Raw genomic sequence first — 14,633 nt, 5'->3', positions numbered from 1 at the left:
TTCCGGCATGTTTTTGAGAAAAGATAGAATGGTACCGGAAGCAATTGCCGCTTTCGTCGGCAGCTAATCCATAACAATGAGATAGGGCAGGACCGTCATGAGCCTTCGCATCAACGACATCGCGCCGGATTTTACCGCCGAAACCACCCAGGGGCCGATCCATTTCCACGACTGGATCGGTGACGGCTGGGCCATTCTCTTCAGCCATCCGAAGAACTTCACGCCTGTCTGCACCACCGAACTCGGCACCATGGCGGGGCTCGAAGGCGAGTTCAAAAAGCGCAATGTCAAGATCGTCGGCATCTCGGTCGATCCGGTCGAAAGCCACGGCAAGTGGGCGGACGACATCAAGACGGCGACCAGCCATACGGTGAATTACCCGTTGATCGGCGACAAGGACCTCAAGGTCGCCAAGCTTTACGATATGCTGCCGGCGGGCGCCGGCGACAGTTCCGAGGGGCGCACCCCTGCCGACAACGCCACGGTGCGTTCGGTCTATGTCATCGGGCCTGACAAGAAGATCAAGCTGGTGCTGACCTATCCGATGACCACGGGCCGCAACTTCGACGAGATTCTTCGGGCGGTCGATTCCATGCAGCTGACCGCCAAGCATCAGGTGGCGACGCCGGCAAACTGGAAACAGGGCGACGACGTCATCATCACCGGCGCGGTGTCCAACGAGGATGCGATCAAGCGGTTCGGGGCATATGAGACCGTGCTGCCTTATCTGCGCAAGACTAAGCAGCCGGCGGCTTAAGCCGCGACGGATACCCCGGAGCCTTTAGGGTAAGCACTGAAGGGTTGGAGACAAAAGAAAAGCGGCGCTGAATTTCAGCGCCGCTTTTTGTTGGCCAGATTTCGAACCGCTTACGCGGCCGGCTGCGCCTCAATGGTGCGCAGCGACTGTGCCTGCCGCTTGGCGGCGGCCTTGACCGCATCCTGCACCTTTTCGAAGGCGCGAACCTCGATCTGGCGGACACGCTCGCGGGAGATGTCGAACTCGCTGGACAGTTCTTCCAGCGTCAGCGGGTCCTCGGCGAGACGGCGGGCCTCAAAGATGCGGCGCTCGCGATCATTCAGGACGGCCATGGCGCCCGACAGCATGCCGCGCCGGTTCTCCAGTTCGTCCTGCTCGATGAGCATGTCTTCCTGGCTTTCATGGTCATCGACGAGCCAATCCTGCCATTCACCGCTTTCGCCCTCCGTCGCGCGGATCGGCGCGTTGAGCGAGGCGTCGCCCGACAGGCGGCGGTTCATCGAAACGACCTCCGCCTCGGAGACATTCAGCCGAGTGGCGATCTCGGTGATCTGATCCGGCTTCAGGTCGCCATCGTCCAGCGCCTGGATCTTGCCCTTCACCTTGCGCAGGTTGAAGAACAGGCGCTTCTGATTGGCGGTCGTGCCCATCTTGACCAGGCTCCACGAGCGCAGGATGTATTCCTGGATCGAGGCCTTGATCCACCACATGGCATAGGTGGCCAGCCGGAAACCGCGTTCCGGCTCGAACTTCTTGACGGCCTGCATGAGGCCGACATTGCCCTCGGAGATCACCTCGCCGATCGGCAGGCCGTAGCCGCGATAGCCCATGGCGATCTTGGCGACCAGCCGGAGGTGGCTGGTGACGAGCTTGTGGGCGGCGCCGGTGTCCTCATGCTCATTATACCGCTTGGCGAGCATGTACTCTTCCTGCGGCTGCAGCATGGGAAAGCGGCGGATTTCTTCCAAGTAGCGGCTGAGGCCGCCTTCGCCGGAAACGATACTGGGTAGTGACTGGGCCATGATAGCGCCCTCCCTCTCTTAGAGTGATGCCCCCAAAACGCGGCGGGCATATGGCGCGGATGCCGAACGGCGCATCCTCGCTAATCGATTTATACAGGAACAAAACCAGAAAAGACAGCATTTGTTCAATGCGAAACAGTGTGTCACGCCAAAGTGAACAATACGGCTCAGGTTTTGGTGGTTGGATCCCGGTTCAGAGTTTGCGAAAGCCGCCGGCGAGAGTCTCCATGTCTTTCGGCATCGGCGCCTCGAACCTCATCGTCATGTGGGTATCGGGATGGGAGAATTCAAGCAGGCGGGCATGCAAAGCTTGCCGGTGAAAGGCCTGGACCTCGGATTTCAGCGGCTCCGGCAGACGGTTGGCCTTGGTTTTGAACGCCTGGCCGTAGTCGCTGTCGCCGACCAGAGGATGACCGATATGGGCCATGTGCACCCTGATCTGGTGGGTGCGGCCGGTTTCCAGCCGGCATTCGACCAGGCTGGCGGAGGCGAACTCCTTCTGCCCTTCGCCGAAACGCTCCTCAACCGTGTAATGGGTGACGGCATGGCGGGCGTCGTCGCGGCCTTCCGGCACCACGGCGCGGCGGATACGGTCGGCGGCGCGGCCGAGATACGCATCCACCGTACCGGTGACGCGCTGGGGGATGCCCCAGACAAGCGCCACGTAGGCGCGCTTCAGATCCCCGGTGCGGCCATGGTCGGCGAAGGCGTCTGACAGCACCCGGTGGGCGCGGTCGGTCTTGGCGACGACCATGACGCCGCTGGTGTCCTTGTCGAGGCGGTGGACGATGCCGGGCCGTTTCACGCCACCGATGCCGGAAAGCGTGTCGCCGCAATGATGGATCAGCGCATTGACCAGCGTGCCGGTCCAGTTGCCGGCGCCGGGATGCACCACCAGGCCGGCTGGCTTGTTGATGACGATGAGTGCGTTGTCCTCATAGAGAATGTCGAGCGGGATGTCCTCGGCCTGCGGTTCAGCCGGTTCGGGCTCTGGAAGTTCGATCGAAATCCCGGCGCCGGCCGTCAGCTTCTGCTTGGGCTCGGTTGCGACCTTGCCGCCGACATGCACCGCGCCGTGCCTGATGAGAGCTTGAACCCGCGTCCTCGACAGACCGGGGGCAAGCTTTTCCGCCAGCCACTGGTCGAGCCGCTGGCCTTCGGCATCGTCGCCGGCCTGGAGCGTCACCGGGCCTGCCGCGCCCGATCTGTCCTCTATCAATTGCCGGTGCCCTTCGCTATCAGGTGCAATCATCGAAAACCCATTCCGGAAATTTCCGCCATGGCGCGTGTTCAAACCGACGAAGAAGACAAGCCGCTCGACCCCAATGTCGAGAAGGTGCGCCGCAAGATGGTGCGCTTCATGGCCATCAATCTCGGCCTTCTGTTCCTCGCCCTTATGGTGGTGGTCGCGGCGCTTGTCTACAAGTCACGCACCGCCGCGCCGCCGGCCCCCGCCGCAGGCGACATCCAGGCGCCGGTCGGAGAGCCGGCAACAGGCGATATCGTGCTGCCGCCGGGCTCCAGGGTGGTGTCGCAGTCTCTTTCCGGCAATCGCATATCCATCGACGCGGAACTCGCCGACGGCAGCCGCTCGATCTTCGTCTACGACTTGGGCGAGAAGCGCATGATCGGACGCTTCGCCGTTCGCAATCGCTAGTTCGGCCGCTGTTGCTTTTTGCAAACCGCCAGACTATATCGCCGGTCTCGGCTGCGCCCATCGTCTAGCGGTCAGGACACCGCCCTCTCACGGCGGGAACAGGGGTTCGATTCCCCTTGGGCGTACCAGAATTCCCTTTTCCAGCGACCTACCGATCAGCGCCTTCGCGCCAACGGCTTTTCGGCCTCGGTTCTTAATCATAAAATGCCCAGAGTTTTCGGGAAACCGCAGTGTGATGCCGGCCATTGGTTCATGGGCCGCATACGGCTTCTTAATCCTGTAATGAATCGGGCCCAATGAAGACTCGAACTTTTCGGGCGTCGTAAGTATAGTCCCGGTCTCAGGTTTGAAGGTCGGCAACATGTTTTCCTCGGCGGCGGAGTCGTCTGGCAGGTGCGCAAGCCATGCGCGCGGACAGACCATAGGCAATTGTGCGGTTTCCTGTGGAACAAAGCGGGCTGCGGCCCCGGTTCGTTTGCTGGTTTTCGCGACCATTCTCGCTTTATGTTCGCTTGCCGCCAGCGTGACGGTTTCCTATGCGGATGCCTGCTCCGCCATTGCCAGCCAACTGCGTAATAGCGGCAGCGGCGGCAACAGTGCGCAGGTGGCGGCGCTCAGGCGCCAGCTTGTCGCGCTGAAGGGGTTGGAACGCCAGCGCCGATGCAGCGGCGGCGGCTCCGGCGGGTTCTTCGACGCATGTGGCGACATCGCCAGCCGCCAGGCAACAGTGCAGCGGCAGATCGCCGAGGCTTCCGGGGTGAGGGACGCATCAAGGCTGAGGGCGCGATATGCATCGCTCGGCTGCGACAACGGCGCGGCGCGGCGCGAACGGACTGAAACGATCAAACAGGAACAGCGTCCGAGCGGAAGCTATGTCGCCAGCGGTGCTGTGCTGTTTTGCGTGCGCCAGTCCGACGGCTACTATTTTCCGGCGCCGAAATCGCAGTTCGCCAAGCAGGACGACGTCGAGGATACCCTCGATCAGTGCCGCTACATCTGCGACGCTGCAGCGGTCGACGTGTATTCGCTCAGCGACCTCAGCCTGGAGACCGAGGAGATGGTCTCTGTCGGGGAGCGCAGACCCTACAAGGAGCTTCCGGCGGCATTCCGCTATCGCGAAGACGCCAATTTCAGGGCATGCGATCTGAAGCGCTACTATGACCGCGTCGCCGAGCTGCGGGCGCGGACCGTTACGCCGACGAACATGAAGAACGCCATCATTCCATTGCCGGCTTCCCGGCCGGAAATTGCCGAGCGTACGAGCGCGATCAGTGAAGAAGCGCAAGGGGAAGCACAGAACGCTTCCTTAGAAAAGCTGGACACCACACGGCAGGTCCGCATGGTCGGCCCGGCGTTCTTTCCGGACGAATAAAAGCCGCCGTCGGTCCTTATCGAAAGCGGTTATCTTGGCTAGTCGCAGACCATCCGCACCCGTTTTCCGGGTTCGCTGACATTGCGGCAGTTCAACGGTGAACTCGTAACCGGTTCGTTCCTCGCCCGCATCGTACGGATGGGCGCACGGCGTGTGCGCGGCGCCACGGCCACGACGCGGCGCGGCTGGCTGGCTTGCGGCGAGACGGGGAAGACAGCCGGGTTCTGGCCCAGTAGCACGCGTTGAACCGGCGGTTCGCGGTCCCATATCCGCCTCATGTCCACCTGCTTGGGAATGACCACGCTGCCATCGCTGCTGCGCGAGCATCCGCTCGCAGCCAGCGCCAGAACAATCAGGAACAAAAGCTTCGGTATGTGCGCCATCCCGACCATAGTATCGCGCTGCCGGTGCCGATGGCAATTCGGATTGCGGGCTTGGTAAAGCCGCGGATGAAGTTTCAGACATGACTATTGCGGCGGCGCAACTTCATTAAGGTTAGTCGATAATTAATGCTTGTCGCCGATGTTAACCAAGGCCGCGGAGGGGCCTGGCGTTCTAGGCGGGTAGGGATGAGAAAGACAGAGGGCAGTGTCGGGACAGGCGGGTCGCGCGGGTCCCCCGGCGAGGGGACGTCCGTCGCCGGACGCATGTCGGGCTCACCCCTTTCCGAATCGGCCTGGGACCTGCTTGAAGCCGGCAGCGACTGGCTTTGGGAAACGGACGCCGAACTGCGGTTTTCCTGGCTTTCGGACAACTACCAGAGCGAAACCGGCATCGATCCGGCAACAGTGATCGGCCGTTTCCGCTTCGATTTTCTCAAGCGGGTTTCGGAAGGCAGTCAGGCCGCCGCCGCCCATCTCGAGGATCTCGAGGCGCGGCGACCGTTCAAGGATTTTGTGTACGAAATCAAGGACGCCCATCCGCAATGCCGGTGGGTGTCGATCACCGGTCTGCCGCGCTTTGACGAGCAAGGCGCCTTTCTCGGATATCGCGGATTGGCCCGCAACGTCACCGCACTCAGCCATTCGGTCATGGAGCTTAGGCGGGATGGCCGCCCCGAACAGCAGGATGAATTGCTCGACGCCGTCGAGCGCGGACGGCATCTGCTTTACGATCTGGAAAGAACCATCGACGCCATGAAGATGGGCATCCTCATTCTGGATGCGGATCTCAAGACGGAAATCATCAACCGCGCCTTCTACGACATCTGGAAGCTGACGCCCGAGCAGATGCATGTCGGCGTTTCGCTGCGCCAGATCATGGACGCCAACCGCCACAATGGCATCTACGCGGTGGCCGACGACGAGTGGGAAAATTATGTCTCGTCACGGCTGACGGAAATCCGGGCGGGCGATGTCGCTCCGCGGGAATTCCAGCGCGCCGACGGCTGCACGATGATCTTTTCGGTCACGTCGCTGTCCGGCGGCAAACGGCTTGTGTCCTATGTGGACGTCACCGAGATGAAGCAGCGCGAGGCCGATCTCGCCGAAGCGCTTGAAAAGTCGCGTCTGGCCGCGGCGGTGATGGACAACGTCAAGGACCCGATTTTCGTCAAGGACGAGGAGCTGCGCTTCGTGTTCGTCAACGAGGCGCTTGCGTCGATCTATTCCGCCGATCCGCAGTCGATGCTCGGCAGGCGGATCGGCGACTTCCTGCCGTCTCACGAAGCAAAGCTGTTCGAGGAAAGCGAGCACCATGTGCTCGATACCGGCGATCCCTATGAGGTCGAGGAGAATTTCGAGCTCGGCGGCATCGGACGTTCCCGCATTGTGCGCAAGAACCGGGTCAAGCTGGAAAGCGGCCGCAACTATGTTGCGGGCTTCGTGTTCGATATCTCCGAACTGAAGGCGCGCGAACTGGCGCTGCACAATTCCATGCGGCAGATCGACCTGTTCCGGCATGCCATGGATGAGCTGCCGGTCGCGGCCTTCATCAAGACGGCCGAACGCAGGATCGAATTCGTCAACAAGGCCTGGTCCGCCATGACGGGCATCGCCAAGGAAGAGGCGGTCGGACGCACCGATCATGACCTTTTCAAGACGGCCGATGCGGATCGCTACGCACAACACGACGCCGAAGTGACAAAGACCGGTCTGGTGCAGGAAATCGAGGAATCGGTTTCCGGCCGCGACGGAAAAACCCATCAATTGGTCACCCGCAAGAGCCGGCTGGTCGCGCAGGACGGGTCGGTCCACCTCATCGGATCGAGCGCCGACATCAGCGATGTCAAGGAACGCGAGCGCGCGCTGCAGGAAAGCATGCGCGAAAACGAGGTGTTCCGGAGCCTCATCGACAACGTCCCGGTATCGATCTACGCCAAGCGCTCGGACCTGCGGCAGTTCTATGTCAACCAGGGCTGGTGCGATCTGACCGGCATCTCGAAGGAAGACGCGATCGGCAAGACCGATATCGAGATGTTCGGCGTCGAGGGCGAAGCTTTCGTGGAAGGCGACCTTGCCGTGCTGCGCACCGGCGAGACCCAGGAAATCCAGGAGACGGTGACGGCTCAGGATGGAACCATCCGGCACCAGTTTGCGCGCAAGGGGGCAATGATCGCTTCCGACGGATCGCTTTATCTCATCGGTTCGACGATGGACATCACGCTGCTGAAGCAGCGCGAGGCGGAGCTTCAGGAGGCGCGGCAGCGCGCTGTTCTGGCCGACCGGGCAAAGTCGGAATTCCTGGCCAATATGAGCCACGAGATACGCACGCCGATGAACGGCGTGCTCGGCATGGCCGAACTCCTGGCGAAGTCGGAGCTTGACCCGAAACAGCGAACCTTCACCGATATCATCGTGAAGTCCGGCAATGCGCTCTTGACCATCATCAACGACATTCTCGACTTCTCCAAGATCGATGCCGGCCAGCTGGTGCTGGATCCCGCACCCTTCAATCTGGCCGAGGCGATAGAAGACGTCGCCACGCTGGTCTCGACACGGGCGAAGGAAAAAGACCTGGAGATGATCGTTCGGATCGAACCTGGTCTCGACGGCCTGTTCGTCGGCGATGTCGGACGCATCCGCCAGATCGTCACCAATCTGCTCGGCAATGCGGTGAAGTTCACCGACGAGGGCCACGTTCTCGTCGATGTCGAAGGCACCACGATGCCGGATGGCACCAAGCTGAAAATCTCGGTTACCGACACGGGCATCGGCATTCCCGAGGAGAAGCTGAGGCTGGTCTTCGAGAAATTCAGCCAGGTGGACACCTCTTCCACCCGCCGTCATGAAGGCACGGGGCTGGGTCTCGCCATCACCTCGCGCCTCGTTGACTTGATGGGCGGCGAGATCGGCCTGGAAAGCGCCGAAGGCCGGGGTTCCACCTTCTGGTTCACCATGACCCTGCCGAGAGCCGACAACCAGGGCATGCAGCGCATCACGCCGATCGACGTGACCGGCGCGCGGGTGCTGATCGTCGACGACAATGCCGTCAACCGCTCCATACTGACGGAACAGATGACGTCGTGGAAATTCGATTCCTGCGCCGCCGAGAGCGGCGCGGAGGGTCTCAAGGTGCTGATCGCCGCGGCCGCCTATGGGGTATCGGTCGATTGCGTGGTGCTCGATTATCAGATGCCGGGCATGAGCGGCGCTGAAATGGCGCAGATCGTGCGCAGCACCGAAGGCATCGCCGATACGCCGATCATCATGCTGACTTCTGTCGATCAGTTCGCCGGCTCGAACTACCGCGACCTGCAGATCGACGCGCAGCTCATCAAGCCGGCGCGTTCCTCGGCGCTGCTGGAGACCCTGGTCGCGACCATCCAGCGCCATCACACCGCAGGCATGCCGAACGCGCAGCCGGACGAGCCTTCGAAACAGGAGGTCGGGGCTTTGGGCAGTCCTGTGCTCGCGCCCTCGACGCTTTATCCGAAGCGCGCGTCGCTGCAGCCGCCGGCGATGCGTCCGCGGTCCAGCGCCCTGATGAACCCGGGTGCAGGCATAGACATCCTCGTTGCCGAGGACAATGAGGTGAACCAGCTCGTCTTCACCCAGATACTCGGCGAGACGGGCTACAGCTTCGAGATCGTCGGCAATGGCCGCAAGGCGCTGGATGCCTGGGGCAAGCTGAAGCCACGCATGATCCTGATGGATGTTTCGATGCCGGAGATGAACGGCATGGAGGCCACCGCCGAAATCCGCCGGATCGAGGGCGCGGCCGCACGGGTGCCGATCGTCGGCGTCACCGCGCATGCGCTCAAGGGCGACCGCGATCGTTGCCTGGAAGCCGGCATGGACGACTACCTCTCCAAGCCGATCAGCCCGAAAGCGTTGCTGGAGAAGCTGGAATTGTGGATCGGGACGACGGAAGCGGGACAGCGTTCCGCCTGAGCCGAGCACCCGCCGTCCGGCCCGATCGGATCCGGATTTTATGCAAAAGCGTCCGCTTCAAATCCGCAGCGGGCGCGCTTTGACCGTAAAACCTTTGATTCAAAAAGAAATCGCCAACCGGCTTGTGCCCTTTCAGCCCATGTCACCGCCGATGGGCTGTGCGGCGTTACCGACCCGACACGAAACTGTCATGCGACTGTAATAAACCGAGTTTATGGCCTCCCGTGACGCTGAAACAACATGGCGTCTAGAGACCATATTCCGAACAGGAGCAGGCCAAATGAGACATTTCATCCGCTCTGCGGCCGTTGCGATCGCAATGGCTGCGGCGTCCACCATCACCCTTTCGGCGGCCATGGCCGCGGACATCTCCGGCGCCGGCGCGACCTTCCCCTATCCGATCTATGCGAAGTGGGCCGACACCTACAAGAAGGAGACCGGCATCGGTCTCAACTACCAGTCGATCGGCTCCGGCGGCGGCATCAAGCAGATCAAGGCCAAGACCGTCACCTTCGGCGCCACCGACGCGCCGCTGAAGGGCGAAGACCTCGAAGCCACGGGCCTCGCCCAGTTCCCGATGGTCATGGGTGGCATCGTGCCGGTCGTGAACCTTGAAGGCATCACCCCCGGCCAGCTCGTGCTCGACGGCGCGACGCTCGGCGATATCTTCCTTGGCAAGATCACCAACTGGAACGACGCAGCGATCCAGAAGCTGAACCCGGACGCCAAGCTGCCCGATCAGGCGATCGCGGTCGTTCACCGTTCGGACGGTTCCGGCACCACCTTCAATTTCGCCTACTATCTCGCCGACGTGAATGCCGACTGGAAGAGCAAGGTCGGCGTCAACACCGCGCTCGAATGGCCGGTGGGCATCGGCGCCAAGGGCAATGAAGGCGTCGCCAACAACGTTGCCCAGACCAGCGGTGCGATTGGCTACGTCGAATACGCCTACGCCAAGCAGAACAAGCTGACCTACACCGACATGATGAACAAGGACGGCAAGAAGGTTGAGCCGACCGCTGCATCGTTCTCGGCAGCGGCAGCCAATGCCGACTGGAGCTCGCAGCCCGGTTACGGCGTCATCCTCGCCAATCAGCCGGGCGCCGAGTCCTGGCCGATGACGGCCGCGACCTGGATCCTGGTCTACAAGAAGCCGGATGATGCGGCTGCAACCGGTGAAGCCCTCAAGTTCTTCTCCTGGTCCTACAGCAAGGGCGACGAAGTGGCGGCCGACCTCGACTACGTGCCGATGCCCGACAATGTCGTGAAGAGCATCGAAGAGACATGGTCGAAGGACATCGTCGGCAGCGACGGCAAGCCGCTTTACTCGGCAATGTGACATCACGTCTGGCGGGGAGGGCGCACCGCGCCCTCCCCATTCTTTCGAAAGTGAGAATCCATGACCATCGTTGCCGAAGCCATGCCATCGTCGCTTGCCGCCCAGGCCAGGGAAAGCCGGGTCCGGCGGTTCGCGCTTACGGATTCGCTGTTCCGCAACAGCACACGCGGCGCCGCCATTCTCGTGCTGCTCATCCTCGGGGGTGTCGGCTTCTCCCTTGTGGTTGGTTCGTGGGAAGCGCTCTCCAAATTCGGCTTCTCGTTCCTGACCACCGAATCCTGGAACCCGGTGACGGAGAAATTCGGCGCCCTGGCTCCGATCTACGGCACCGTTGTGACGGCCGCGATCGCCATCCTGATCGCTGTTCCCATCGGCATCGGCATTGCCGTGTTCCTGACTGAACTCTGCCCCCGCCCGCTCCAGCGCCCCATCGGCATCGCTGTCGAGCTCCTGGCCGGCATCCCGTCCATCATCTACGGCATCTGGGGCCTGTTCGTTTTCGCGCCCTTCCTGCAGACGACCCTGCAGCCCTTCATCATCAATGTCTTTCATGGCGTCCCGGGCCTCAACAGCCTGTTTGCCGGACCGCCCTACGGCATCGGCATGCTGACCTCGGCGCTCATCCTCGCGATCATGGTGCTGCCTTTCATCACCTCCATCACCAAGGACGTTTTCGATACGGTGCCGGCGGTTCTGAAGGAGTCGGCCTACGGGATCGGCTGCACGACCTGGGAAGTCACGCGCCGCGTCGTTATTCCCTATACGCGCATCGGCATCATGGGCGGCGTCATGCTGGGCCTCGGGCGTGCGCTTGGCGAAACCATGGCTGTGACCTTCGTCATCGGCAACGCCCATCGCATCAGCGCTTCGCTGTTTGCGCCGGGAACGACGATCTCGGCCACCATCGCCAATGAATTCACCGAGGCCGACGGGACGCTCTACACGTCCTCGCTGGTCGCGCTCGGCCTGATCCTGTTCATCCTCACCTTCTTCATCCTGGCGATAGCGCGCTTCATGCTGCTGCGCCTCGAACGTCGCGCCGGAGCCTGACATGTCCAACGCTTCATCGCTTCATGCCCGCCGCAAGGCCAGAAACTCGGTGATGATGACGCTGTGCATGGCGGCGGCCGGCATCGGCCTTGCCTGGCTGGCGCTCATCCTCGGCGCGCTTCTGTGGAAGGGCGTCGCCGGTCTTTCGCTTTCCGTCTTCACGGAAATGACGCCGCCGCCCGGCGACGCCGGCGGCCTGCTGAACGCCATCGCCGGCTCCATCGCCATGACTTTGATCGGCATTATCGTCGGCACACCGATCGGCATCCTGGCCGGCACCTACATGGCCGAATATGGCCGGTTCTCGAAGCTCACCGTGGTGGTGCGTTTCATCAATGACATCCTGCTTTCGGCGCCCTCGATCATCGTCGGCCTGTTCGTCTATGAGCTGCTGGTGCGGCCGATGGGACATTTCTCAGCCATCGCCGGCTCGTTCGCGCTGGCCATCCTCGTGATACCGGTTGTGGTCCGCACCACGGAAGACATGCTGACACTGGTGCCGAATTCGCTCCGCGAAGCAGGTGCGGCCATCGGGGCGCCGCGCTGGATCGTCATACGCTCGGTCGCCTACCGCGCCGCGCTTTCGGGTATCGTCACCGGCATCCTTCTGGCCATCGCCCGCATATCCGGCGAAACCGCGCCGCTTCTGTTCACGGCGCTGAACAACCAGTTCTGGTCGAGCAACCTCAACGCACCCATGGCCAGCCTGCCGGTCACCATCTTCCAGTTTGCGCTCAGCCCCTATGAGGAATGGCAGCAATTGGCCTGGACGGGCGCGCTCATCATCACCCTCACGGTTCTGGCGCTGTCGATCATCGCCCGGAGCCTCACCGGACGCAGGACCTAGAGAGATATGAAACCGATGCTGTCCAATGAAATCGCCATGTCAGATGCCATCGCCCTCGCTCCCAAAACCACCAAGATCGAGGTCAAGGATCTCAACTTCTACTACGGTGAGTCGAAGGCGCTGAAGAACATATCGCTGTCGCTTCCGGCCCGCAGCGTCACCGCCTTCATCGGTCCGTCGGGTTGCGGAAAATCGACGCTGCTGCGCGTCTTCAACCGCATCTACGAGCTCTATCCGAAGCAGCGCGCCGACGGGCAGGTCCTGCTCGACGGCAAGAACATCCTGGACCGTTCGCAGGACCTCAACCTGCTGCGCACCAAGATCGGCATGGTGTTCCAGAAGCCGACGCCGTTTCCGATGTCGATCTACGAGAACATCGCCTTCGGCATCCGCCTTTATGAGAAGCTTTCGAAGTCGGAAATGGACGTCCGGGTCGAACAGGCGCTGCATCGCGCGGCGCTGTGGAACGAGGTCAAGGACAAGCTCGACGCCAGCGGCCTCAGCCTTTCGGGCGGCCAACAGCAGCGGTTGTGCATCGCGCGCACCGTGGCGGTGAAGCCGGAGGTCATTTTGCTCGACGAGCCGGCGTCGGCGCTCGATCCACTATCGACCGCCAAGATCGAGGAACTCATCGATGAGTTGCAGGTGGACTACACGATTGTCATCGTCACCCACAACATGCAGCAGGCGGCGCGCGTCTCCAGCCAGACGGCGTTCATGTATCTCGGCGAACTGATCGAATACGACAAGACCGAGAAGATGTTCACGTCGCCGGGCGAGAAGCGCACGCAGGACTACATCACCGGCCGGTTCGGCTGATTTCGCCCGCGTCATACGAGGACAGCATCAATGAGCGAACATACGGTCGCATCCTTCGACGAAGATCTCGCCCAGATCAGCAAGCTCATCCACGGGATGGGCGAGCTCGCCGGCCTGATGGTCGGCAGCTCGACGCGGGCTCTGCTCGGCGCCGACAATGCGCTGGCGCAGCACGTCATTTCCGATGACGCCATCATGGACGCGCGCCAGCGTGAACTGGACGGCCGCGCCATCACGCTTATCGCCAAACGCCAGCCGATGGCCGATGATCTCCGTTCTGTACTCGGCGCCATTCGCATGGCCGGCGACATGGAGCGAATCGGCGATCTGGCCAAGAACATCGCCAAGCGTGTCGGCGCGGTCGGCGAACACACCGTTCCGCGCGACCTGTCGCACTCGATCGAATCGATGGCCCAACTGGTGCTGGAACAGGTCCATGCGGTGGTAGACGAATACAGCGTCGGCAACGCGCCGGCCCTGTCCAAGCTGAGAACCGACGACGAGCGGATCGACGTCAAATACACGTCGGTGTTCCGCGAGCTCCTGACCTACATGATGGAGGACCCGCGCAACATTACCGCTTGCACGCATCTGCTGTTCTGCGCCAAGAATCTCGAGCGGATCGGCGACCACGTCACCAACATCGCCGAAAACGCCTATTATGTGCTGACGGGCGAGCAACTGCCGCCGAACAGGCCCAAGCTTGACGAGACGGCAGCGCCGGCTGCGTGACGGCTGAAAGGCTAGCAATGATTGCACCGCGTATCATGGTGGTGGAGGACGAGGAGCCGCTGGGCGTCCTCCTCCGCTACAATCTCGAATCCGAAGGCTACCATGTCGAAGTCGTAACCCGTGGCGACGAGGCCGAGATCCGGCTGCAGGAGAACGTTCCGGATCTCCTCGTCCTCGACTGGATGGTGCCCGCGGTCTCCGGTATCGAGCTTTGCCGGCGTCTGCGGATGCGACCGGAAACCGAGCGGCTGCCGGTTATCATGCTGACGGCGCGCGGCGAGGAAAGCGACCGGGTGCGTGGCCTTTCGACCGGGGCCGACGACTATCTGGTCAAGCCGTTCTCGACGCCGGAATTCATGGCGCGGGTGAAGGCGTTGCTGCGCCGGGCAAAGCCCGAGGTTCTGTCTTCAGTGCTTAAGGTCGGCGACATCGTGCTCGACCGGGAATCGCACCGAGTCTACCGCAAGAAGAGCGAGATCCGCCTTGGGCCGACAGAGTTCAGGCTGCTCGAGTTCATGATGCGGCACCCCGGCCGGGTGTTTTCGCGCAGCCAGCTCCTCGACAATGTCTGGGGCGAGACGATCTATATCGACGAGCGCACAGTCGACGTGCATGTCGGGCGGTTGCGCAAGGCGGTCAACACAGGGCGGATGCCGGACGTCATCCGCACGATCCGTGGCGCCGGCTACGCCATCCGCGAGGACTGA

The 14,633-nt window shown here is 62.1% G+C and carries 13 protein-coding genes and 1 tRNA gene; 11 read left to right on the top strand and 3 right to left on the bottom strand.

Features of this window, described 5'->3' with window-relative positions; translation table 11 throughout:
* Positions 1–97: 97 nt before the first annotated feature.
* Positions 98–757 carry a peroxiredoxin gene (locus ASD44_RS13105; RefSeq protein WP_056112660.1) on the top strand — a complete coding sequence of 220 codons (660 nt, stop codon included), beginning with the start codon at positions 98–100 and terminating at the stop codon, positions 755–757.
* Positions 758–867: 110 nt separating this feature from the next.
* On the opposite strand, the gene rpoH is transcribed toward ASD44_RS13105, so the two are convergent.
* Together rpoH and ASD44_RS13095 are read right to left on the bottom strand one after the other, a co-directional pair.
* Complete coding sequence (gene rpoH / locus ASD44_RS13100; protein ID WP_056112657.1) at positions 868–1,779, bottom strand: RNA polymerase sigma factor RpoH; 912 nt, start codon at positions 1,777–1,779, stop codon at positions 868–870.
* Between the two features lie 193 nt (positions 1,780–1,972).
* Positions 1,973–3,031, bottom strand: a complete 1,059-nt coding sequence (locus ASD44_RS13095) for an RluA family pseudouridine synthase (RefSeq protein ID WP_156459845.1) — start codon at positions 3,029–3,031, stop codon at positions 1,973–1,975.
* Positions 3,032–3,058: 27 nt separating this feature from the next.
* Here ASD44_RS13095 and ASD44_RS13090 point away from each other — a divergent pair, with 27 nt between their 5' ends.
* The 3 genes from ASD44_RS13090 (at position 3,059) to ASD44_RS13080 (ending at position 4,808) form a co-directional block, all read left to right on the top strand.
* Positions 3,059–3,436 carry a hypothetical protein gene (locus ASD44_RS13090; protein WP_056112654.1) on the top strand — a complete coding sequence of 126 codons (378 nt, stop codon included), beginning with the start codon at positions 3,059–3,061 and terminating at the stop codon, positions 3,434–3,436.
* A 53-nt stretch (positions 3,437–3,489) separates the two neighbouring features.
* Positions 3,490–3,564 (top strand) — tRNA-Glu (locus ASD44_RS13085).
* Between the two features lie 347 nt (positions 3,565–3,911).
* Positions 3,912–4,808: a DUF2865 domain-containing protein gene (locus ASD44_RS13080; protein ID WP_056112650.1), complete on the top strand. Its 897-nt coding sequence runs from the start codon at positions 3,912–3,914 to the stop codon at positions 4,806–4,808.
* Between the two features lie 38 nt (positions 4,809–4,846).
* Here ASD44_RS13080 and ASD44_RS13075 read toward each other — a convergent pair whose 3' ends face one another.
* On the bottom strand, positions 4,847–5,191 hold the full coding sequence (locus ASD44_RS13075; protein WP_156459844.1) for a hypothetical protein: 345 nt from the start codon (positions 5,189–5,191) through the stop codon (positions 4,847–4,849).
* A 186-nt stretch (positions 5,192–5,377) separates the two neighbouring features.
* On the opposite strand from ASD44_RS13075, the gene ASD44_RS13070 reads away from it, so the two are divergent.
* The 7 genes from ASD44_RS13070 to phoB all read left to right on the top strand — a co-directional run bounded on the left by ASD44_RS13070 (position 5,378) and on the right by phoB (position 14,633).
* Complete coding sequence (locus tag ASD44_RS13070) at positions 5,378–9,139, top strand: PAS domain-containing protein (protein ID WP_056112645.1); 3,762 nt, start codon at positions 5,378–5,380, stop codon at positions 9,137–9,139.
* Positions 9,140–9,419: 280 nt separating this feature from the next.
* Positions 9,420–10,478 (top strand): phosphate ABC transporter substrate-binding protein PstS, encoded by a 1,059-nt coding sequence (gene pstS / locus ASD44_RS13065; RefSeq protein ID WP_056112643.1) that lies wholly within the window; start codon positions 9,420–9,422, stop codon positions 10,476–10,478.
* A gap of 60 nt (positions 10,479–10,538) precedes the next feature.
* Positions 10,539–11,528 (top strand): phosphate ABC transporter permease subunit PstC, encoded by a 990-nt coding sequence (gene pstC / locus ASD44_RS13060; protein WP_056112640.1) that lies wholly within the window; start codon positions 10,539–10,541, stop codon positions 11,526–11,528.
* Position 11,529: 1 nt separating this feature from the next.
* A complete protein-coding gene (gene pstA / locus ASD44_RS13055) occupies positions 11,530–12,375 on the top strand; it encodes a phosphate ABC transporter permease PstA (protein WP_056112638.1) in 846 nt (281 codons plus the stop codon).
* A gap of 6 nt (positions 12,376–12,381) precedes the next feature.
* Positions 12,382–13,194 carry a phosphate ABC transporter ATP-binding protein PstB gene (gene pstB / locus ASD44_RS13050; protein WP_056112635.1) on the top strand — a complete coding sequence of 271 codons (813 nt, stop codon included), beginning with the start codon at positions 12,382–12,384 and terminating at the stop codon, positions 13,192–13,194.
* Positions 13,195–13,224: 30 nt separating this feature from the next.
* Positions 13,225–13,926: a phosphate signaling complex protein PhoU gene (phoU, locus tag ASD44_RS13045; protein ID WP_056112632.1), complete on the top strand. Its 702-nt coding sequence runs from the start codon at positions 13,225–13,227 to the stop codon at positions 13,924–13,926.
* A 17-nt stretch (positions 13,927–13,943) separates the two neighbouring features.
* Positions 13,944–14,633, top strand: coding sequence for a phosphate regulon transcriptional regulator PhoB (gene phoB / locus ASD44_RS13040; protein WP_056112629.1), 690 nt, complete (start codon positions 13,944–13,946; stop codon positions 14,631–14,633).

Origin of the sequence: Mesorhizobium sp. Root554, from assembly GCF_001427025.1 — a bacterium.
Classification (GTDB): Bacteria; Pseudomonadota; Alphaproteobacteria; order Rhizobiales; family Rhizobiaceae; genus Mesorhizobium.
The sequence above is the reverse complement of the archived record's forward strand: the minus strand, read 5'-3'. Positions and strand labels throughout refer to the sequence as shown.